Origin of the sequence: Streptosporangium sp. NPDC020145 (assembly GCF_040631275.1) — a bacterium.
Classification (GTDB): domain Bacteria; phylum Actinomycetota; class Actinomycetes; order Streptosporangiales; family Streptosporangiaceae; genus Streptosporangium.
Window position 1 is genome coordinate 1 of the sequence record NZ_JBEXZT010000026.1, and the last position, 20,590, is coordinate 20,590.

At 70.4% G+C, this 20,590-nt stretch carries 24 protein-coding genes; 14 read left to right on the forward strand and 10 right to left on the reverse strand.

From position 1 onward, the window contains the following. Positions 1-51: 51 nt before the first annotated feature. The 6 genes from ABZ463_RS33105 to ABZ463_RS33130 form a co-directional block, all read right to left on the reverse strand. A complete protein-coding gene (locus tag ABZ463_RS33105; RefSeq protein WP_362782142.1) occupies positions 52-723 on the reverse strand; it encodes a hypothetical protein in 672 nt (223 codons plus the stop codon). A gap of 4 nt (positions 724-727) precedes the next feature. After that, on the reverse strand, positions 728-2,659 hold the full coding sequence (locus tag ABZ463_RS33110) for a M48 family metalloprotease (RefSeq protein ID WP_362782145.1): 1,932 nt from the start codon (positions 2,657-2,659) through the stop codon (positions 728-730). 3 nt (positions 2,660-2,662) lie between these two features. Beyond that, complete coding sequence (locus ABZ463_RS33115) at positions 2,663-3,148, reverse strand: hypothetical protein (protein ID WP_362782147.1); 486 nt, start codon at positions 3,146-3,148, stop codon at positions 2,663-2,665. 180 nt (positions 3,149-3,328) lie between these two features. Beyond that, positions 3,329-4,297, reverse strand: a complete 969-nt coding sequence (locus ABZ463_RS33120) for an NAD(P)-dependent alcohol dehydrogenase (RefSeq protein WP_352012850.1) — start codon at positions 4,295-4,297, stop codon at positions 3,329-3,331. A 41-nt stretch (positions 4,298-4,338) separates the two neighbouring features. Beyond that, positions 4,339-4,563 (reverse strand): helix-turn-helix transcriptional regulator, encoded by a 225-nt coding sequence (locus ABZ463_RS33125; protein ID WP_352012849.1) that lies wholly within the window; start codon positions 4,561-4,563, stop codon positions 4,339-4,341. Then, the gene (locus ABZ463_RS33130) at positions 4,557-4,985 is read right to left on the reverse strand and encodes a hypothetical protein (protein WP_362782151.1); all 429 of its coding nucleotides are present in this window, start codon (positions 4,983-4,985) and stop codon (positions 4,557-4,559) included. The genes ABZ463_RS33125 and ABZ463_RS33130 overlap by 7 nt, the downstream gene beginning before the upstream one ends. 91 nt (positions 4,986-5,076) lie before the next feature. Here ABZ463_RS33130 and ABZ463_RS33135 point away from each other — a divergent pair, with 91 nt between their 5' ends. The 11 genes from ABZ463_RS33135 (at position 5,077) to helR (ending at position 15,741) form a co-directional block, all read left to right on the forward strand. Continuing rightward, a complete protein-coding gene (locus ABZ463_RS33135) occupies positions 5,077-5,349 on the forward strand; it encodes a DUF2283 domain-containing protein (RefSeq protein WP_362782154.1) in 273 nt (90 codons plus the stop codon). Between the two features lie 98 nt (positions 5,350-5,447). Further along, entirely contained in the window at positions 5,448-6,038 is a 591-nt protein-coding gene (locus tag ABZ463_RS33140) for an RNA polymerase sigma factor (protein ID WP_352012847.1), read from the forward strand. Next, a complete protein-coding gene (locus ABZ463_RS33145) occupies positions 6,031-7,146 on the forward strand; it encodes a CU044_5270 family protein (protein WP_362782158.1) in 1,116 nt (371 codons plus the stop codon). Before ABZ463_RS33140 ends, ABZ463_RS33145 begins: the two co-directional genes overlap by 8 nt. A gap of 191 nt (positions 7,147-7,337) precedes the next feature. Beyond that, on the forward strand, positions 7,338-8,597 hold the full coding sequence (locus ABZ463_RS33150; protein ID WP_362782161.1) for a histidine kinase: 1,260 nt from the start codon (positions 7,338-7,340) through the stop codon (positions 8,595-8,597). Further along, positions 8,582-9,226: a response regulator transcription factor gene (locus ABZ463_RS33155; RefSeq protein ID WP_352012844.1), complete on the forward strand. Its 645-nt coding sequence runs from the start codon at positions 8,582-8,584 to the stop codon at positions 9,224-9,226. Before ABZ463_RS33150 ends, ABZ463_RS33155 begins: the two co-directional genes overlap by 16 nt. 20 nt (positions 9,227-9,246) lie before the next feature. Next, positions 9,247-9,429: a hypothetical protein gene (locus tag ABZ463_RS33160; RefSeq protein ID WP_362782164.1), complete on the forward strand. Its 183-nt coding sequence runs from the start codon at positions 9,247-9,249 to the stop codon at positions 9,427-9,429. A gap of 34 nt (positions 9,430-9,463) precedes the next feature. Then, positions 9,464-10,420: an inositol-3-phosphate synthase gene (locus ABZ463_RS33165; RefSeq protein WP_362782167.1), complete on the forward strand. Its 957-nt coding sequence runs from the start codon at positions 9,464-9,466 to the stop codon at positions 10,418-10,420. 58 nt (positions 10,421-10,478) lie between these two features. Continuing rightward, positions 10,479-10,994 (forward strand): SigE family RNA polymerase sigma factor, encoded by a 516-nt coding sequence (locus tag ABZ463_RS33170; protein WP_362782169.1) that lies wholly within the window; start codon positions 10,479-10,481, stop codon positions 10,992-10,994. Further along, on the forward strand, positions 10,991-12,085 hold the full coding sequence (locus tag ABZ463_RS33175; RefSeq protein ID WP_362782172.1) for a hypothetical protein: 1,095 nt from the start codon (positions 10,991-10,993) through the stop codon (positions 12,083-12,085). The genes ABZ463_RS33170 and ABZ463_RS33175 overlap by 4 nt, the downstream gene beginning before the upstream one ends. Positions 12,086-12,340: 255 nt before the next feature. Further along, the gene (locus ABZ463_RS33180; protein WP_362782175.1) at positions 12,341-13,561 is read left to right on the forward strand and encodes a glycosyltransferase; all 1,221 of its coding nucleotides are present in this window, start codon (positions 12,341-12,343) and stop codon (positions 13,559-13,561) included. Next, positions 13,558-15,741 (forward strand): RNA polymerase recycling motor ATPase HelR, encoded by a 2,184-nt coding sequence (gene helR / locus ABZ463_RS33185; RefSeq protein WP_362782178.1) that lies wholly within the window; start codon positions 13,558-13,560, stop codon positions 15,739-15,741. Before ABZ463_RS33180 ends, helR begins: the two co-directional genes overlap by 4 nt. 3 nt (positions 15,742-15,744) lie before the next feature. Here the strand turns inward: helR and ABZ463_RS33190 are convergent, their stop codons facing one another. Then, positions 15,745-17,370, reverse strand: a complete 1,626-nt coding sequence (locus tag ABZ463_RS33190; protein WP_362782181.1) for a DUF2079 domain-containing protein — start codon at positions 17,368-17,370, stop codon at positions 15,745-15,747. A 363-nt stretch (positions 17,371-17,733) separates the two neighbouring features. Here ABZ463_RS33190 and ABZ463_RS33195 point away from each other — a divergent pair, with 363 nt between their 5' ends. From ABZ463_RS33195 to ABZ463_RS33205, 3 genes are all read left to right on the forward strand, one after another. Beyond that, positions 17,734-18,141, forward strand: coding sequence for a hypothetical protein (locus ABZ463_RS33195; protein WP_362782183.1), 408 nt, complete (start codon positions 17,734-17,736; stop codon positions 18,139-18,141). A 62-nt stretch (positions 18,142-18,203) separates the two neighbouring features. Beyond that, positions 18,204-18,374 (forward strand): hypothetical protein, encoded by a 171-nt coding sequence (locus tag ABZ463_RS33200; RefSeq protein ID WP_362782186.1) that lies wholly within the window; start codon positions 18,204-18,206, stop codon positions 18,372-18,374. Positions 18,375-18,497: 123 nt separating this feature from the next. Continuing rightward, complete coding sequence (locus ABZ463_RS33205; RefSeq protein WP_352012836.1) at positions 18,498-18,941, forward strand: GNAT family N-acetyltransferase; 444 nt, start codon at positions 18,498-18,500, stop codon at positions 18,939-18,941. 49 nt (positions 18,942-18,990) lie between these two features. Here the strand turns inward: ABZ463_RS33205 and ABZ463_RS33210 are convergent, their stop codons facing one another. The 3 genes from ABZ463_RS33210 to ABZ463_RS33220 are packed head-to-tail and all read right to left on the reverse strand — an operon-like array spanning position 18,991 to position 20,509. Continuing rightward, positions 18,991-19,410, reverse strand: coding sequence for a DUF4267 domain-containing protein (locus ABZ463_RS33210; RefSeq protein WP_352012835.1), 420 nt, complete (start codon positions 19,408-19,410; stop codon positions 18,991-18,993). After that, on the reverse strand, positions 19,410-19,919 hold the full coding sequence (locus ABZ463_RS33215; protein WP_362782190.1) for a cupin domain-containing protein: 510 nt from the start codon (positions 19,917-19,919) through the stop codon (positions 19,410-19,412). The genes ABZ463_RS33210 and ABZ463_RS33215 overlap by 1 nt, the downstream gene beginning before the upstream one ends. Then, positions 19,910-20,509 carry a TetR/AcrR family transcriptional regulator gene (locus tag ABZ463_RS33220; RefSeq protein WP_362782194.1) on the reverse strand — a complete coding sequence of 200 codons (600 nt, stop codon included), beginning with the start codon at positions 20,507-20,509 and terminating at the stop codon, positions 19,910-19,912. The genes ABZ463_RS33215 and ABZ463_RS33220 overlap by 10 nt, the downstream gene beginning before the upstream one ends. Between the last annotated feature and the right edge of the window lie 81 nt (positions 20,510-20,590).

Below are 20,590 nucleotides of genomic sequence, written 5' to 3' on the forward strand. Positions count from 1 at the left end.
CTGCCCGCCGCCGCCGCCCCCCCCCCCGGGCCGCCCCCCGCGGAACACGTCTCAGACCTTGGCCGCGCGGAGTCTCGCGACCGCTCTGGCGGCGACCGCCTGGGCGGCCGCGGCCTTCGGCGGCCGGAAGGCGAGCTGGCTGAGGACCATGAGGGTGGCGCGCACCCTGGCCAGAACCAGCACCTCCCCGTAGGCCCACTCGCCGTTGACGTTCACGGTGATCCACATGGCCCGGCTCCGGTCGCCGAGGGCGGCCATCCTGATCGGGGTGACCCGCACGACGGAGACGGCCGGGCGCTCACCCCGGTAGGCGAGGCTGAACGACGAGCAGCGGGGCAGTACCCTCAGGACGCGGTCGAGGTCGTGGTCGGCGACGACGGCCGTCGGGTAGCGCCGCAGGTTCTCCACGATCCACGGGCCGAAGGCCCCCTTGGCGGCGAACCCGGCGAAGGCGTAGTCGACGCCACGGTATCGGGGCCTGCCGAACTCCAGTTCGTCGAGTACGGCGGCGCACTCCGGACTGGTGCTGGTGCTGTAGGGCCTGTACTCGGGCTTCCAGGGGGCGTAACCGGCGGGCAGGTCGGCGAGGGTGAGCAGCCCGCGGCCGAGCGCGGGCACGGCCCTGCCCGTGGTGCCGTCGGCCCGTCCGGCCGACGGCACGAGCAGGACGAGCAGCAGAGGAACGGCCAGGAGAGTACGGCCAAGCGTCCCGGCACGGGACATGGCGTCACCACCCTTCGGTGGGAAACGGGGAGACGGGTTCCGGCACTGGTGCGTCGCGGTAGCGCCTGAGGTGGTCGCAGCGTCTGACGAACGCGGTCCACGCCAGTCCCTCCAGGTCCTGGGACCGGGTGCGGGCGCCGCGCAGGAACAGTTCGCCGACCTGGCGCAGAAGGCCGTCGTCCGAGTCACGCAGCGTCTCCCCCAGCCGCGCCCTGGCGGCGTGGTCGGCGGGAGCGCCGAATCCGGACACACCGACGGTGAACAGCCCCAGGCAGATCACGCCCGCCTGGGGTGAGTCGGGGAGCGCCGCCGCGCGCGTCGTCACGGGCGGAGGGGGCGCGGGAGAGAGGATCAGCAGGCTTGGCGGGAGCACGAGGACGAGGACGAGGAGGGGCGCAGCCGTACGGAGGGGCAGACGCGGGGCGAGCAGCGCGACCAGCGCGACCAGCGCGAGGACCAGCGGGAACAGCGCCGCCTGGGGGGTGATCATCAGGCGGGCGAGGTCGGCGGCGCCCCACTGCTCGGAGGCGGCCAGGCGGGCGGCGAGGGACCAGGTGCCCAGCACGACGGCGAGCATCAGGGCCGCCAGGGGCGCCGTGTACCGCCAGGCACGCGTCCCCGCCCTGGGCGCCCACGCGCGGGCGGCCAGGGCGAGCCAGCCGGTCACCGCCGTGGTCAGCGCCAGGAGCGTCACCGTCATCCAGATCGCGGTGCCCGGCTGAATCTCGGTCGGCTCGGCGACGGCCGTGAAGTCGGGCGCCGTGGGGATCCAGCGGCTCCACCGCACACCCGACCTGGGCGCCAGGACCAGCCCGGCCACCAGCCCCACGCCCAGCCCAAGGCCGCAGGCCAGCACCTGGAGCCGGGTGAGGACCCGGGCCGCCCCCGCCCGCCAGACGGCCAGGCCGACGATCCCGGAGACGGGCACCGCGGCGACGAGACCGGCCACCCAGTAGGCGACGAGCGGCGGCACGGGCAGCAGCGTCCGCAGGCTCACACCGAGTTCGGTGACGACGACGCCCGCCGCGATCCCGGTGGCGACGGCCTCGACGGCGGAGGGCCGCAGCAGCAGGTCCGGGTCGAGCAGCACCCTCAGCCGCCGTTCGTGGGGCGGGTGCAGGCGCAGCAGGCCGCGGCGTTCCTGCTTCCCGCCGGTCAGCAGGGCGAGCATGCCGCCGGGCCGCAGGTCGCCGCCCCACAGGTCGGCGTCGTGCTCGCGTGCCCTGACCACGGCGGCCCAGGTGCCCGTGACCAGCAGCGCGAGCACGAGGTCGCGCCAGGTGACGGCGAGCGCCGGGGTGGGGCCGGTGACCAGCAGCGCCGAGAGCCCGACCGGCGCGATCGTCACCAGCGCCAGGCTCGCGACGGCGAAGACGGCCAGGTAGGTACGGTCGACGTCCCGGTTGCGCAGGTGGCCGAGCTCGTGGGCGAGCGTCGCGGTGACCCGCTCGGTGTCCGTCACGGCGCACAGGGGGGTGTCGGAGGAGAGCATGACGCGGTGCCGGTTCCTGCGGCCGTAGACGAACATCCACAGCGGCCCGCTCTGTTCGCTGAGCATCAGCGTCGGCGCCCGGTCGAGTCCCGCCCGCTCGACGGTCTCCCGTATGGCCTGGGGCCAGGGGTCGAGCGGACGGGCGCCGTGCCGGTGGGTGATCACGACGGGCGCCGCCAGGTAGGCCGACACGGTCAGGACCGCGACCAGCACGGGACCGGCCAGCGGGACCAGCGCCTGGAACACCAGGATCCGGGTCGAGCAGTCGAGGAACTCCTCGATCCCGGGCAGTGCGCCGCAGGCCCGGTTACGTTCGCTCCAGCCGTCCTGGAGGAGCACCAGGAACCAGTAACCGCCGAAGAGCGCTCCCGCCGCGACAGTGAGGAACAGCAGCCGCAGGCGTTCGGCGCTCGTCGAGGGCAGGGTGGGGCCGTTCCCCCGCACGGGTCACCCCCCGGACGCGTCGGGTGGGGCGTCGAGCCCGAGTTCGCGGTGGAGCGCGCCGACGACCGCGTCGGCCAGGAGCCGTGCCCGGGGCTCGGCCAGGCCCGCCGCGAGGGCGTTGGACAGGACGGCCTCCCCGATCCTGCGGCGTTGCCGATCGTCGAAGGGCGGTAGCGGCTCCTCGATGAGCCGTTTCCTGCCGCGCCGGGTCACCCGGCCGAAGAGGCCGCGTATCCCGGTGCGGGTCTGGTCGGAGATCTCGTCCTTGGCGGCGTCCAGGAGGGCACCGCCGACGAAGGAGAGGACCACGGGTGTCCAGGCGGTGATCTCCACCAGGATTCCGGAGCCCATGAGCCGCTCCCGGGACCGGCCGTCCGCGGGGTTCCTGACGTGGACCGCCCAGAGCCGGGGCAGGAAGGGGAGTTCCTCGGGGCCGAGGTCGGCGATGACCGCCTCGACGATTTCGTAGGGTGTGCGCCGTCGCGACACTGACGCTCCCGATGCCAAGGGAGAATGAGGCGTATCAGAAGGTACTCCTCCCGCCGGAGAGTCGCCCCACCCGCCATGGCCTTTCTGCCGGATAAGCCATACCAAAACTGAATATTAACCTTTAAGGAAGATATATCCCTTAAGGGCGATATTTCGTTGTATAGCGGGTTGAACGCCTGGTCAGGGGACGGTGACCACCACCTTGCCCCGCGCGTTCCCCTCCTGGACATAACGGATGGCCTCGGCCACCCGCTCCAGCGGATACGTACGGTCGACGACGGGGGTGACCTTTCCCGCCTCGATGAGTTCTTTCATGAGAAGAAGGTCGGCGCGGTCGTCGGTGTGCACCCGCACCCGCAGGCTCTGCCCGACGAACGGCGACAGCGCGAAGGCCCTGAACCAGCGGTCGGTCCCCCAGAACCAGGGGCCGCCGGTCCCTCCGACGATCACGAGGGTCCCGCGCGGCTTCAGCGCGCGACGGCACTCGGCCAGGGACGGGCTCCCCTGCACGTCGAGGATGAGGTCGTAGCGCTCCCCCCGGTCGGCGAACCTCTCCCTGGTGTGGTCGACGACGTCCTCGGCCCCCAGGGAACGCACGAGGTCGGCCTTGGCCGGGCCGCAGACGCCGGTGACGGTGGCGCCGTACGAGCGGGCGATCTGCACGGCGAACGTGCCGACGCCGCCGGAGGCGCCGTTGACCAGGACCCGCTGCCCCGGGCCGATCCGCCCGTCGCGCAGCCCCTGCAGGGCGGTGAACGACGAGATGGGTACGGCGGCGGCCTGTTCCAGGGAGAGATTGACCGGTTTCGGCAGGAGTTGCCCCTCGGGGACGGCGACGTACTCGGCGAAGGAGCCGGCACACCAGCCGAAGACCTCGTCACCCGGCTCGAACTCCGTGACGTTCGCGCCGACCTCCTCGACCCGTCCGGCGACCTCAAGCCCGGCGACGGGGTTCCTCGGCCTGCGCAGCCCGGTCACGAACCGGGCGACGTACGGCATGCCCCGCATGAGGTGCCAGTCGTCTCCCCCGATGGGGGCCGCGTGGACCCTGACCAGCACCTCCCCGTCCCGGGGAACCGGCCTGGGGATCTCCTTGAGCCGTAACACCTCGTCGGGCGGGCCGTACCGCTCGTGGGTGATCGCACGCATGACCGTCTCTCCTCACTGACTGGGGGTCGCGAGGAGCGGGGTCACTCCTCGGTTTCGGGGTACTGGAAGACGTCGTCGAGCGGGACGCCGAAGACCCGGGCGATGCGGAAGGCCATCTCCAGGGACGGCGAGTAGCGGCCCTGCTCGATGGCGATGACGGTCTGACGGGTCACACCGACGCGTTCGGCGAGCTCCGCCTGTGTCATCTCACCCTGGGCGAATCTGAGGGACCGGATCGTGTTCGTGATCCTGGTCGGCTTCACCACGTCTGGAAACCCCTGCGGTAGGCGATGATCTTGGCCGCCGATCCGAGGACCGACGACAGGACGAACGCCAGATAGATCACGTTGGCGATCCAGAAGTGGTCCAGCCTGGCCATGGCCATGCCGAGCGCCGCCACGCCACCCGCGACGACGAACGACCGGCCGACGTACTCGCCGAACCGGTAGATCTCCCGGTCGCGCTGGTCCTTCCTGTCGGCGTCCCCGGGTGAGGCTATCGCGAGCGCCACATCGAGCACGATCGTCGCCACGATCGCCGAGCCGACGGTCCACAGCAGCACCGGAACGTACGGCACGGCGGCCAGGGCGCCCGCTCCCACCCGTCCGAGGACGACCAACACGTAGGTCACGTAGGACACGACCGTGACCACCAGCATGACCCAGGCGCGCTTCTCTTCCGCCGACATGCCTTCAATGTAAAGCAAACAAAACATCATGTCTACTTTTCTTTACATCGCCGATCGTGGCCAGGATGTACGGAGGCGGGGCACTCTGTCAGTGACAGCACGATCGAACATCCGGGGGCCGACCTTGCGCGTGGAACACGACGGGGAGAACGACGTCGCCTACGTCCACCTGGCCGAGGAGATCGCCCCGGGCGCGGCGAGAACCCGGATCGTGGTCGAGGACCCGGCGCTGCGGGGTGAGGTGATCCTCGACCTCGACGAACACGGCCGCCTGCTGGGCGTCGAGGTCGCCGGCGCCTCCGCCGCGCTGTTCCCCGAGACCCTGGCCGAGTCCGAGCAGGAGGGCACGCCGTACGAGGGGTGACGCGGCGGTCGCCGTGAAGAAGATGTGCCCGTTTCAGTAAGTAGGGGTGTGAACCCACGAAGAACACCTCTGACGGCCATCGACGCCACCGGTAGAAGATGATCACAACCCCATCGCGAGAGGCCGAGGACGCCCATGCGATCGAGGAGTCCCTCCACGTCCCCGAACGGTTCGCCGTCCTCTACGACCGTTATTTTCCGGACATCCACCGCTACGTCGCGGGCAGGCTGGGCACCCAGACCGCCGACGACCTGACGGCGGAGGTCTTCCTCGCGGCCTTCCGCGGCCGCGAGGGCTTCGACCCCGCCCGGGGAACGGTCCGCGGCTGGCTGTACGGCATCGCCACCAACCTCCTCGCCCGCCACCGTGGCCAGGAGGCACACCACCTGAGCGTCCTGCGCCGGATGTCGGCCGACGACGGGATCGACGCCGGACACGAGGAACTGGTGGCCGGACGGCTCACCGCCGCGGGCGTGCGGGGGCCGCTCGCGGAGGCCCTGGAGGCGATGCCGGAGGCCGACCGTGACGCGCTGTTGCTCCTCGCGCTGGCCGAGCTCAGCTACGAGGAGATCGCGCACGCCCTCGGCGTCCCCACGGGAACCGTCGGATCGCGGCTCAACCGCGTCCGCAGAAAACTGCGAGCCGCCCTCGGCGGCGTCAACCCCTTGATCGGAGCATCGGATGGATGACCTCGCCCAGATCCGCGCGCTGATGTCGGTGCGACCGCCCACGCCGGAGGTGGTCGCCGAAGGCAGGGCACGACTCACCGCCGCCTTCCAGGAGCCCCTCCGGGAAACCGTTTCCCGGGAACCCGTTCTCCCCGAGCCCACCGTCGGCCGGATCCGCAGGGCCATCCGGGCGGCCAGGTGGACCGCCCTCGGCGCGGGCCTGCTCGGCGTCGCGGCCACCACGGCCGTCGTGCTCTCGCAGGGGGCCCCGGATCCCGCGCCCACGCGCTCCGTGGCGGTGCTGTCCGCCAAGGACGTCTTCCTGGCCGCCGCGAACTCGACCGTCAGGATGCCCACGACCGGGAAGTACTGGGTGCGCAAGGCCGTCAACGGCCGCCGGCTCGACTCTCCCGACAAGCGCTACCGCCTTGCGAAGACCACCGCGGTCGAGTCCTGGGTCCCGCGGGCACCGGGTGGACGCGCGTGGACGATCACGCAGGAGCAGGGAACCGCCCCGGCGACGCCCGAGGACGAGAAGGCCTGGCGGGCCGCGGGCTCCCCGCGGAGCTGGACCTACCCCGATCGGAAGGTCACGCTCCACGCCGAACCTGGTGAACGCCAGGCCGTGTGGAACGACGCCGGTAAGTCGATGACCCTGTTCGACACCCCCATGACCCCGCAGGCGTTGAAGGCGCTGCCGACGACCCCCGAGGGGATACGGACCTACCTGGAGAAGGTCGTCGCCGACGGGTACGGCGCCGAGCCGGTCAACATGAACGCCAACGTCTTCCAGTACGGCACCCAGCTCGTCATGGACTTCCCCGTCTCCGCCGAGGTGCGGGCCGCGGTCTACCGTATGTGCGCCGTGTTGCCCGGTGTGAAGTCCCTCGGCACGGTCACCGATCCGCTCGGCCGTACCGGTCAGGCGGTCGGTTTCCAGGAGGGGGCCGCCGCGCGGACCCGGTTCGTGCTGGACACCACCACGGGACAACCACTCGCGTCCGAGTCGGCCAACTCCTACCGTGGCGAGCTGATCGAGTCCTACGCGGCGGTCAGCTCCCTCACCTGGACCGACGAGGAGCCCGACCTCCCCGCCAAGCAGAGCCCTCAGGACCGCCCGGCCGACTGACCCGCGTACGGCCCGCTCCGCCCGGCCGCGCCCCATCCGGCGTGGCCGGGCGGAGCTTTCCCATCTACCTTGCAAAGCGGACAGGGGGCCTAATATCGGTCTGGACGCACGGACGAGTGGGGCTGGACCCACTGTGATCGCTCGCCCCGCACGGTGCACAGTTGAGGCACCGAACAAAAGCGAGGAAAGACATGAAACGCCTGGCATCGTGGCTGACACGCGCGGGGACGGGCTTCGTACGGTCATGTGTCGTGGTGGCCGTCAGCCTGCTGGTCCCGGCCGTGTGGGCGGTCGCCGTGGCACTGTGGATCCGGGTGTGGCACGGAGACCCTTGGTCGGGGATCGTCCCGCTCCTGTGGGCCTGCGTCGGCACCCTCGCCCTGGTCCGCCCGGTCTGCCGGATGGTCCGCTCCCTCGTCGCGAGGTGGACGGGAACCGTCATCCCCGCCGGGTACCGGCAGCCGGGACCGGTGACGCAGCTGTCCACCGGATACTGGTGGAACGGCCACTCCTACGAGCGCAGCGATCGCGACGCCCTCATGGACCAGAAGTGGCGGCTCCGCTGGAAGGACCCGGCGAACTGGCGTGACCTGCGGTTCGTGGCCATCATGCCGTTCACCGCGGGAGTGTCCGCGGTCATCCCACCGGCCGGGATCGCGGGAGCGATCGTCGGACTCTCCCAGCCGTCACCCGTCATGCGCCTCCTCGGCGTGTTCAGCGGCGCCGTGGCCGTCTTCCGCTCCCCGGACGCCTGGCGGGTCGTCGAGCCGGTGGCCGTCCGCTTCCTGCGCCCGTCGTCCGCGATGGCGCTGGCGGAACGGGTCGACGAACTGACCGCCCAGCGCGCGGACACCACGGTCGCGCAGGCCGCCGAGATCCGCCGGATCGAGCGGGACCTGCACGACGGGGCGCAGGCACGCCTGGTCGCGCTCGGGATGTCGCTGGCGACCGTGGAGAAACTGATGAGGACCGACCCCGACCAGGCCGCCGAACTGCTGCGGGGAGCACGGGCGGGCGCCGCCACCTCCCTGGCCGAGCTGCGCGACCTGGTCAGGGGCATCAACCCGCCGGTGCTGAGCGAGCGGGGCCTCGTCGACGCCGTCCGCGCCCTCGCCCTGGACAGCCCCCTCGAAACGACCGTCAGCGCCGACGCCCGGCTGAGCCTGGACCTGCCGATCGAGTCCGCCCTCTACTTCGGGATCGCCGAACTGCTGACCAACGCGGCCAAGCACGCCCACGCGAGCCTGGCGCGCGTCTCCATCGTCCGGGACGAGACCGGCGTCGTCGTCGACGTCGAGGACGACGGCCGGGGCGGGGCCGACATGCGGACCGGCAGCGGACTCGACGGGCTGCGCCGCCGCCTCGCCGTCTTCGACGGCACCCTGGCGGTCACCAGCCCGGCAGGCGGTCCGACCCACGTGAGGATGATGGTGCCATGCGCGTCGTTGTAGCCGAAGACCTCTATCTCCTGCGTGACGGGATGATCCGCCTCCTCCAGGCGTACGGGCACGAGGTCGTGGCGACGGCCACCACCGGCCCCGAGACGCTCGACGCGCTGCTGAAGTGGCGGCCGGACGTCTCCGTGGTCGACGTCCGGATGCCGCCGACCCAGTCGGACGAGGGCCTGAAGGCCGCGCTCGCCGCCCGCCGCGAGGTGCCCGGCCTGCCGGTCCTCATCCTCTCCCAGCACGTCGAACAGCTCTACGCCCGGGAACTCCTGGCCGACGGCGCCGGAGGGGTCGGCTACCTCCTCAAGGAGAGCGTGTTCGACGCCGACCAGTTCGTCGACGCCATGGAACGCGTCGCCGGAGGCGGGACCGCCATGGACCCGGCCGTCATCGCCAGGCTGCTCTCCAGCGGCTCCACGAACAGGCGGCTCGAAGGCCTCACCGAACGCGAGCACTCCGTACTCGCCCTGATGGCCGAAGGACTGTCCAACCAGGCCATCCGCCGGCGGCTCTTCCTCAGCGAGAGCGCCATCAGCAAGTACACGACCTCGATGTTCGACAAACTCGGCATCACCGACGACCACCACAACCGCCGGGTCCTGGCCGTCCTCACCTATCTCAACAAAGCCTGATATTTCCGTCGCCGGGCGCCGTGGGCGCGCCACCGCAGGGCCTGGTCTTCGAGGACCCGTTCCTGGCCGCCCGGCAGCCCGACCGCCCCGCGCTCGTCGGCGGCAAGGAGTCCCTCGACGCCGCGGGCCGTACGCCATGGCTGGAACCGAGGAACATGGCCGAACTGATCGACCGCCTGAAGGACAAGGGCTTCTCCGGATAGCCCTTCGGAGGGCGCGCCGCCGTACCTTGAAAGCATGATCGAACGGGCTAGGGTCGCGGTTGTCGGTGTCGGTAACAACGTGTCCGCGTTTCTGCAGGGGATGGCGCTGTACCGGGCCACGGGGGAGTTGGTCGGGGTCCGGCGGCCGGTGCTCGGGGGGATGGGCGTCGGTGACATCGACTTCGTGGCGGCGTTCGCCATGTCCCCGGGGAAGGTCGGGAAGGACCTCGCCGAGGCGATCTTCGCACCGCCCAACAACTTCCCCCGGATCGTCGACGACCTGCCGCCGTCGGGTGTCACGGTACGGCGTGGCCTCACGGCCGACGACGCAGGTGCCGACGCCGCCGAGGTGGAGCGGGTGGCCGGGGAGCTCGCCGGGGCCGAGGTGGTGCTCTACGCGGCCCCCAGCGGAAGGCAGCGAACGGCGGAGGCCTACGCCGAAGCCGCGCTGCGGGCGGGTGCGGCGTTCGTCAACATCACCTCGGACACGGTGGCCCGTGATCCGCGGTGGCTTGACCGGTTCACCGAGGCCGGGCTTCCCCTGCTGGGGGACGACCTGACCAGCCAGTTCGGCACGTCCATCGTGCACCACGCCCTGTTGCGGCTGCTGGAGGAGCGCGGGCTCACCCTGGTCAGCTCCTACCAGGTCAACCTGGGCGGCACCGAGGACTTCCGCAACCTGGCGGAGAACGACAACACCAAGATGGAGTCCAAGCTCAACGCCCTGGGCACGGCCGGGCGGGTTGAGCTGGCCCCGCTCGGATACCTGCCGCACCTGGAGTCGCACAAGGTGGCGCACATCAACATCGAGGCGCAGGCGTGGGGCGGGGCCCCGGTCAGCCTGGACCTGAAGCTGAAGGTGCACGACCCCAGCGGCGGCGCCGGGGTGATCGTCGACCTGGTCCGCATCGCGGCACACGCGCTCCGGCGGCGGCGCGGCGGCTGTCCGCCCGAGACGGCGTCACTGCTCAAGTCCCCGCCCTCCCTCTAGGCCGTGCTTTCCGCCTTCCGCTTCCAACCTCGCGATCCTCGCCGGAGTTGTTAGGTGTATGGACCGCTATGAGGGGTTCCGGGAGTTCCTGCAGGCCCGCCAGCAGTCGTTGACGCGGACCGCGTACCTTCTCACCGGAGACGCCCACCTCGCCGAGGACCTGCTGCAGACGGTCCTCATCAGAGTCGCCTCACGCTGGACCCGGCTCGCCAGGGACGCCAACGTCGAGGCGTACACCCGCAAGGCGCTGGTCAACCAGCACCTGTCGTGGCGAAGACGCAAACACGTCGAACTGCCGAGTGTCACGATGCCCGAGCGGGGCCGCTCACACGACGAGGCCACCGTACGGCGTCTGGCCCTGCGGCAGGCGCTGGGCAGGCTGACCCCACGTCAGCGGACCGTGCTCGTCCTGCGTTTCTTCGAGGACCGCACCGAACACGAGACCGCCCAGCTCATGGGGTGTTCACTCGGCACGGTCAAGAGCCAGACCCATCACGCCCTGTCGCGTCTGCGCACGCTGGCGCCCGAACTGGCCGATCTGCTCACCGACGTACCGACGGAGACGCACCGATGAACCTGCTCCGTGACGAACTCCACGCGATGGCCGACGAGGCCCCCCACATCGACCTGACAGAACGGGCCATAAGAGGCGCCAGGCGCAGACGCGTCGCCGGCGCGGCGCTGGCCGTCGCCGCCGCCGTGGCCGTGATGACCGGTGGTACGGCCGTCCTGCTCGGCGGCGGCACGGGCACCGGAAGGTCCGTCACGATGGCCCCCGCCACCAGGGACGTCACCGCGCTGCCGGAGAGGGGGGTGGGGCCGCTGACCCACGCCTACCTCAGCCGGTGCCCGATGCCGAGGAAGCCGGACGACGAGTGCGTCTCCGGTCAGTGGCGGGTCGCCACCGAATCCGGGACGACCTACGCGCTCGCCGACACCATGGGCCCCGACCGCACGGGCAGAGCGCTGAGAAGCCCGGTGGCGATCACGAAGGACGGGCGCCGGATCGCCTACTACAGCGAGAGGAAGCAGACCTTCGAGGTGCGCGACCTCGCGAGCGGCCGGACCTGGAAGGCCCCCCTCAAGGTCAGAGAGGGCGACTTCGACGGTGAGAGCTTCCTGCGGCTGTCCCCCGACGGCATGCAGCTGATCTACACGAACTGGAGTGGCATGCCCAAGCCCTACAGCGTCCTGGTCGACATGGAGAAGGGCAGGACGACCACGCTGAACGCCACGTGGTACCCAGTGAGCGTCGGTGACGGCGGCAGCCCGATCACGCTGGTGAAGCCGTCCCGAGTCTGGATCGTGGGCAACAGGCCGGTCGCCGTCAAGAACTTCCCCTACGAAGTCAGCGCCCTCGGCCCGGACGGGCGCACTCTCGTCAGGCTGGGCCGGTACGTGGATGGACGCCCCACGGCGATCAGCACATTCGACGCCCTCGGTGGCGCCGAGGGACCGGCGCTACGTGTCACGGGCCTCTCGGACGGGATGAGCCTGGCCCGTCTGGGTGGCTGGGTGAGCGACACGGAGGTGGCCCTGCTCGCCGTCCCCGACCGCTCGGAGATGGAATCGGTGCTCTACGCGGTGAACGTCCACACCGGCAGGGCCAGAGAACTCCGGAGGTTCGCCGATTTCCCCGCCGTCCTGCCGGGAGCGGCCAGGTAGCCCGTCCGGCGCCCGGCGACGAGAGCGGCGCCGGAACAGGGGAACATCGAAGAGCGAGGCAGGACCGAGAGCCGGCGCGGGGCGGAGCAGGAGAAGAGGCGACGCCGGGACCGGAGAGGGGGCGAGAACGAAAAAAGGGGCCTTCGCCCCTTTCCACTCTCAACGTATAGCGCATGGGGGGACTTGCCACAAGGCCCCGGGTATGCCGCAGAATCGTCGGCCGAGGCCAGGATCTGCGAAAACGGGGGACGCGGAATGCGTGTGGTGTTGTCGACGTACGGCTCGCGAGGGGACGTCGAACCACTGGTGGCGCTGGCGGTGCGGCTGCGGGAACACGGCGTGGAGGTGCGGGTGTGCGCGCCGCCGGACGAGGACTTCGCCCGGCGGCTGGCCGGGGTCGGTGTCCCGCTGGTTCCGGTCGGGCCGTCGGCCCGTGCGCTGACGACGGCGGCTCCGCCGTCCGCGGGAGACCTGCCCCGGCGTGCGGCCGAGGTGATCGCCGGCCAGTTCGAGGCGCTCGTCCCGGCGGCCGAGGGGTGCGACGCGCTGGTGGCGACCGGCATGATGCCCGCCGCCGCGGGCGCGCTCTCGGTGGCCGAGCGGCTGGGCGTCCCCTCGGTCTCCGTGACCTTCCAGCAGCTCACCCTGCCGTCGCCGTACCACGCGCCGCTGGCCTATCCTGGCAGGCCGTTCCCGCCCGAGGTGACCGACAGGCGGACGCTGTGGGACCTGGACGCCCGCAATATCAACGAACTGTTCGGTGAGGCGCTCAACGTCAACCGGACGGCGGCCGGGCTGCCGCCGGTCGACGACGTCCGTGGCTACGTCGTCGGCGAGCGGCCGTGGCTGGCGACGGACCCGGTCCTGGACCCGTGGCGGGAGACGCCGGAACTCGACGTCGTGCAGACCGGCGCGTGGACGCTGCCCGACGAACGGCCGCTCCCGGCCGAGCTGACGGCCTTCCTCGACGCCGGGGAGCCCCCGGTCTACGTGGGCTTCGGCAGCATGCCCATGCGGTCCGTGAAAGCCGAGGCGGTCGTCGAGGCGGTCCGGGCACGGGGCCGTCGTGTGGTCCTCGCCCGTGGCTGGGCCGACCTGGCCCCGATCGGCGGCCGGGACGACTGTTTCGTCGTCGGCGAGGTCAACCACCAGGCGCTGTTCGCCCGGGTGGCCGCCGTCGTGCACCACGGCGGCGCGGGCACCACGACGACGGCCACCCGGGCGGGCGCGCCCCAGGTGGTCGTGCCCCAGGCCGCCGACCAGCCGTACTGGGCGGGCAGGGTGGCCGAACTGGGCGTCGGCGTGGCGCACGACGGCCCGGCCCCGACGGCCGAGTCCCTGTCGGCCGCGCTCGGGGCCATACTGAGCCCCGAGACCCGGGCGCGGGCGACCGCCGTGGCCGACACGGTCCGCGCCGACGGTACGGCGGTGGCCGCGCGGCTGCTGCTCGACATGATCGGCGGGAAGAGGCCGTGAACCGCTCAGAACCGCCGAACAAGATCGGAACCGATGTGAAGACCGTCAGCGCGTTCGACCTTCCCGAGGGCCTCGCCGCCAAGGCCGTACCGGCGCTGATCGCCCGTGACGAGCGGCACTTCGCGGCCATCGCGGAGAGCCTCGAACAGTCGATCGCCGAACTGTCCGACCGGCTCGACGCCGAACTCAAGGCTCCCGGCGGCGCGGGACGGCAGGCGATGGACCGGGACATGCAGGTCCACCGGCTGACCGCCCGCCTGCGCACCCTGCGCCGCTTCGGCCTGGACCTGTGCCTCGGGCACATGGTCGGTACGGACGACCCCGAACCCGTCTACATCGGGCGGCTCGGTCTCACCGACAGTGAGGGCCGCAGACTGCTGCTCGACTGGCGTTCCCCGGCGGCGGAGCCGTTCTTCGGCGCCACCCACGCCAACCCGATGGGGCTGGCCAGCCGCAGGAGATACCGCTGGACCCGGGGCCGGATCAACGACTACTGGGACGAGGTGTTCACCCAGGACGGGTTCGAGGGGCACGCCGCGCTCGACGACCAGTCCGCCTTCATCGCCAGCCTGGGGACCAACCGGTCGGCCAGGATGCGGGACGTGCTGGGCACCATCCAGGCCGACCAGGACGCCATCATCCGCGCCGGGTCCCGTGGTGCCCTCGTCGTGGACGGCGGCCCCGGCACCGGCAAGACCGTCGTCGCCCTGCACCGTTCGGCCTACCTCCTCTACTCCGACCCGCGTCTCGGGCACAACCGGGGCGGCGTGCTGTTCGTCGGCCCCCACCAGCCGTACCTCGCCTACGTCGCCGACGTCCTGCCCAGCCTCGGCGAGGAGGGCGTACGGCTGTGCACCCTGCGTGACCTCGTCCCCGAGGGGGGCTCCGCGGCGGTAGAGGCCGATCCCGAGGTGGCCCGGCTGAAGTCGTCCGCCGACCTGGTGGGGGCGATCGACAAGGCCGTCAGGTTCTACGAGAACCCGCCGACCGAGGGGATGACGGTCACGACGCACTGGTCGGACATCTGGCTGGGCGCCGACGACTGGGCCGAGGCGTTCGCCGTACCGGACCCCGGCACCCCGCACAACGAGGCGCGCGGCCAGATCTGGGAGGGGCTGCTCACGATCCTGGTGGACAAGCACGGCGACGAGGAGGCCCCCGCCCATCTGCTGCGCAGGTCGTTGACGGGCAACCGGGAGCTGGTCACGGCCTTCAACCGCGCGTGGCCGCTGCTTGAGGCGACCGACCTCGTCGGAGACCTCTGGACGGTGCCGGCCTACCTGCGGCTGTGCGCCCCCTGGCTCGACCGCGACGAGATCCGCAGGCTCCAGCGGGAGAACGCCCAGGCCTGGACGGTCTCCGACCTGCCGCTGCTCGACGCGGCACGTCAGCGGCTCGGCGACCCCGAGGCGGCCCGGCGCAGGCGTCGGCAGAACGCCGCCCTCGCCGCCCAGCGTGAGCGCATGTCACGGGTCGTGGACAACCTGATCGAGGCCGACCCCGACGGTGAGGGGCTGGTGACGATGCTGCGCGGGGAGGACATGCGCAACTCCCTGGACGACGAGACCGTACTGCCCGGCGCCGAGAAGGACCCGCTGGCCGGGCCGTTCGCGCACATCGTCGTGGACGAGGCCCAGGAGCTGACCGACGCCGAATGGCAGATGCTGCTCTCCCGCTGCCCGTCCCGCAGTTTCACCGTCGTCGGAGACCGCGCCCAGGCCAGGCACGGGTTCACCGAGTCGTGGCAGGAACGCCTCGAACGCGTCGGTCTCGACCAGATCGCCCTGGCCTCCCTCAGCGTCAACTACCGGACACCTGAGGAGGTCATGGCCGAGGCCGAACCGGTCATCCGGGCCGCGCTTCCCGACGCCAACGTGCCGGTCTCCATCCGCAGTGTCGGCGTCCCCGTCCTGCACGGCCCCGTCTCCGACCTGGACACGATCCTCGGCACCTGGCTCGCCGAGCACGCCGAGGGGGTCGCCTGCGTCATCGGCCACCCCGCCTTCCGGGAAACCCCCCGCGTCCGCTCCCTCACCCCGGAACTGGCCAAGGGCCTGGAGTTCGACCTGGTCGTCCTCGTCGATCCCGACAGGTACGGCGAAGGCATAGCGGGAGCCGTGGACCGCTACGTCGCCATGACCCGGGCCACCCAACGCCTGGTCATCCTCACGACCCCCTGAGCATCAGCTCCGGACCCGGGAGAGCACCACATAGCCGTCCGACGAGAAGACGACCCGGTAGTCGTTCCTGAGCAGGAGGTCGACCCGTGCGGTCTGCTCGTCGAGTGACGGGAACGGGAAGGCGTGCTTTCCGACGTCCGCGACCACCCAGGGGGCCCAGCGTACGGTTCTGTCCCACAACAACGTCCTGGTCCGGCTTGAGAGGGCGGGGGCGACATTGTTCGCGGCTTCGACCAGGGCGTTATCGGGAACGACGGCAACGGCTGCGGCAGCCGCCTCCGTCCGGGTCGTCGAGGCGTGGAAACCCACGCTGAAGAACCTTCCGAACGCGAAGAAGGGAATCATCACGACACTGACCAGAAGGACCAGTGAAGGCCATCCTCGAACGACGCGGAGAAGCCGTCCTGGGTTCTTCGCGTCCGGCTCCGGTGACGTCCGGGATCGTATGCGGGCCGCCATTCTTCGATATCCGTCGACTCCCCCGATGAACACCACCATCACGATGAAGGCGTTGTAGTGGTATTTCGGCTCCCACCAGTTCGGGAAAGAGCTTGAGAGCATTCGCTCCATCAGCAACGGAACGGCGGCGACGGTGACGGGCGACATGACCGAGGCGAAAAGGAGCGGGGCGAGGAGCAGAACCACGGTCTGGATCTTGACGGGAGGCGTGGCGAGCAGGGAGACGGCGTCGAACGGATGCGTCAAAGCACGCAGCGCGGCCTCTCTGAAATCACGGCCCAGCCCCGAGTAGGCCCAGTAGTAGTCCGCCCGGCCGCCGAAGTGCGGGATGAGGACCTGGGTGCACAGACAGGCCGCCACCGCGCCGACCAGCACGAAGAGCGCTCCGAGGACGCGGTCCCCCTTCCTGGTGATGAAGAACAGTCCCACACCGGCCACGAGAAGCCCCATGTCCTCCTTGACCTGCAGGATCAGGAAGGCGGCCAGCAGGACGTGCCATCTCCTGCCCGCCTGGTGGCGCTCAAGGAGAACGGCCGTCAGCAGCGGGACGAAGGCGACCTCGTGGAAGTCGAAGGCGACGGCCTCCGCGACGGGCCAGGAGATCGCATAGGCGACGGCGACGCAGTACGCCATGCGCTCGGCACCGTACTTGGAGACCACAGGACCGGCGCCGAACGCCCTGAAGGCGTATCTCCAGAGAAACGGTATCGCCGACGCCAGAAGTATCGCCTGCAGGACGAGCAGGGTCTCCGGACCGTCGTGCACCCAGTAGAACGGGGAAAGCAGGGCCAGGATGGGCGACCAGTGGTCCCCCAATATCGAGAACTGGTCGCCGAAGCCGTTGTGGACACCTTTCACCATGGCCACCGGCGGCCCCAGGTGCGAATACGAACGCACCGCCTGATCGAAGATCACCAAATCGTAGGCGCTCGCCCGGAACCTGGCGAACGATATGAGGGAGTACGCGGAGTAGAACACGGCGGAAAGAACGGTGAGGACAAGAAGAGGTGCCCTGCTCAGCCTCTTCTCCGGGGCCCGGAACGCCGCCGGCGACTTCCTTCTGCTCAGAGTTCCGGCCATGCGTCCTCTCCGTACGGAGACCTCGGGAAAACAAGAAAGCTGCCGATCTCCCCCTGTGACGGGATTCGACCGGCAGCTTCTTCGGTACATGATCAGCTTACCTACCTTTTGGCAGGATTGCCGACTTTTTGATGATTTATCGGCCGAAGTCCGGCAGGATCAACGCCCTCGGCGACCTCGGACCTGGTGCGTGTTTTCTCCCTGAAACCGAGATGTCTTGAATCTTTCCGGCATTCGGTACAACTGATCCGACCGATCGGCACTCACCGAGAAGGACCGGTGACCCAAGGCGTCGGCTGTGGAAACCCTCGGCACGGACACCGACACGGGCGGCCGAACGACGGCCCGCTCGGGAGTGGGTCTAGCCCCACCCTTCCGTACGGCCACCCTCATACTGGGCCGGTCGGGATCTCCGTAGCGTCGTCACCACAGCGACACGGAGGAGAAGGACCCATGAACGAGATGACGAGCACCGGCGACGCCCGCGCCCAGGAGGCCTTCGCGGCGGCGAGGAAGTACGTCCTGCTCTTCGGTGCCATCAGCGCCGTCGTCCTGGGAACGGTCGCCGTGATGGCCCTCATCGGCGGCGAGGCGACCTCGTTCATGTGGGTCCGGGCGGTCGTCATGCTCGCGATCGCCCCGATGCTCCACCGGATGGTCGTCCGGGCCGAGGAGGGGTCCGCCAAGGCCTTCGACCGGGTGCGCACCCTGTCCGTCGTCATGCCGATCGCGATCATCGGCGTCGACCTGATCCCCGGCCTCTGCCCCGCGTGGTACGCCGTGCTCCAGGGCCTGTCGGGGCTCGCCCTCGTCGCCGTCGCCGTCATCACCCGCGGCCCCGCCTTCCCCAGGAAGAAGTGACCGCTCCGCCTGGGGAGCCTCCCGGCCACCCAACTGTCGGCAATAGACGGATATGGCCGGATATGGACAGCGGGTCTCGATGCCGATTCGGCGCCGGTGACGGAGGCGGCGGAACGCTCACCACCGGCCCGGGGCCCGGCCTGAGCGCGAACCTCTCCAAGGACGTCTGGAAGATCCAGGTCTGCGAGCTGAAGCCCGGATGGGGCTATGCCTGCTCGGACTGGAAGACCTGATCCGGCCAGGAGGTTCCGGGCCGGGGCGCCCGTCCTACACGTGCGCACGAGGGGCGGCCGGTACAGACCGCTCGCCCCTTCCCCTATGCCGACAAGCGAGTACGGAAGCGTTAGTCTGCGGCCGTGATCGTCTTCCGTGAGGCCGTGCCCGATGACTTCGCCGGTGTCATGCGTCTCTATCGGCAGTTGCAGCCGAAGGACCCGGTCCTGAGTGACGGGTCCGACGTAGTGACCTTCACGCGGATCCTGGACTCGCCCGGCCTGCATCTGTTCGTACTCGAAGCCGAGGGGGCCGTGGTCGCCACGGCGTATCTGAACGTGATCCCGAATCTCACCCGCTCCGCGTCGCCGTACGCCGTCATCGAGAACGTCGTGGTCGAGGAGAGCCTGCGGGGCACGGGGCTGGGCAAACAGGTCATGGCCGGTACGCTTCGGGCCGCCTGGGACGCGGGCTGTTACAAGGTGATGCTGCTGACGGGGTCGAGCAGGCCCGCCACCCACGCGTTCTACCGGGCGTGCGGTTTCTCCTCCGACGCCAAGACGGCCTACCTCGCCCGCCCCTCGTGAGGCCGTGGCCTCACGAGGGGCGTTCACCCGGCCCGGCCGGTAGCGAGGATCACGAGACCAGCGGGGTCGTGAAGGACGTGGCGGGCTTGGGGCGGGGGCCGCTCAGCAGGAGACCTCCGGTGAGGGCGACCATGGCCGCGGTCGCGCCGTGCACGCCGAAGGCGATCGCGGGCGTTCCACCGGAGAGCAGCACGAGGAGCATGTCACCGACCGGAGTGAGCGCGATGGCCAGCATGGCCCACCCCAGGACTCGGCGGTTGCCGGTCAGGGTGATCGCGAGGATCACCAGGCCGGAGACCACGTCCCGGATCCCCTTGACCGCGAGGAAGCCGGCTCCTTCGCCCTGCGGCCAGCTCGGCAGGCCGAAGTCGGGCGCCATGGACTGGGGTGCGACAAGGTAGCTCACCCCGATGTAGCCGATGAACAGGGCGCCGACGACGGCGAGGACGGTACCGATCTTCGTGAGCATCAGAGCCCTCCTCCACCGTTGGTGGACGCCTGGCGGTCACGGGTCCAGACCGGGCTGTCGAGGAAGTGGTTGTCGTACAGCTCCTGGGAGGCCAGCAGTTCCTCAAGCGTGGCCTCTCCCCTGCGCAGCCGGTCGAGCAGCCGGAAGTACTCGAAGCGCTGGATGCCCGGGGCGACGACGATGAGGAGGTCGGCGGTGTGGCCGGGAGCGGCGGCGAAGGCGTGCGGCGTCATCGGGGGCACGGCCGCCACGTCACCCGCCCCCAGCGTCACGATCTCCTCGCCCGCCAGGATGCGGGCCTTGCCGTCCAGGATGTAGAACAGCTCGGTCGAGGTGGTGTGGTGGTGGGGCACGGCGCCGTCCGCGCCCTCGGTGAGAGTCATCCTGAGGGTGCTCAGCGCGCCGCCGGTGTCGCTGGAGTCGAGCAGCAGCCGTCCGGTGGCGGTGGCCGAGACGATGGTCTCGGCGTCGACCTCTCGGACGACGGCGGTTTCCGCGATCAGCGACATGTCATGTTCCCTTCGAGCGCGCAGGAGACGAGCCGTTCCGCGTAGGACCGGTCGATCGGTGCGCCGGTGATCATTACTCGGTAGTAGAGGGCTCCCGCGAGCTGGTCGAACAGCGCCTCGGCGTCGAGGTCGGCGCGCAGTTCGCCGCGTAGCCGGGCGCGCTCGATCAGGGCGAGCGCGATGGCGTTGCGTCTGGCGTACTGCTCGCGGCCCAACCGGCCGATGTCCTCGTGCCTGGCCGTGGCGCCCACGAGTTCGCCGACGGCTCCCGCGGACGGGCCCCTGTTGCCACCCGCGGCACGCATCCGGTTGAGCCCGGCGGCGATCTTCTCCAGGTAGTCGACGAGGTCGGTCCGGATGTCCCCGGTGTCGGTGATCTCGTCGTCGGCCTGCAGCCGGGCCACCACCGCGACGGCCAGGTGGTCCTTGGTCGGCCAGCGGCGGTACAGCGTGGTCTTGGCCACGCCCGCCTGCTCGGCCACCTCGTCGACGGACAGCCCGGCGTAACCGCGCTCGAAGATCAGCGCGGCGGCGATCCGGAGCACCCGTTCGTCCACCTGCGTGTCACGCGGTCGTCCGCGCGGCGCCATCGCGACCCCCTCATTTACGAAACCCTTGTTGCGAAATAAAAGCTACTCCTCCACCCCCCAATTACGCAACTCCGGTTTCGT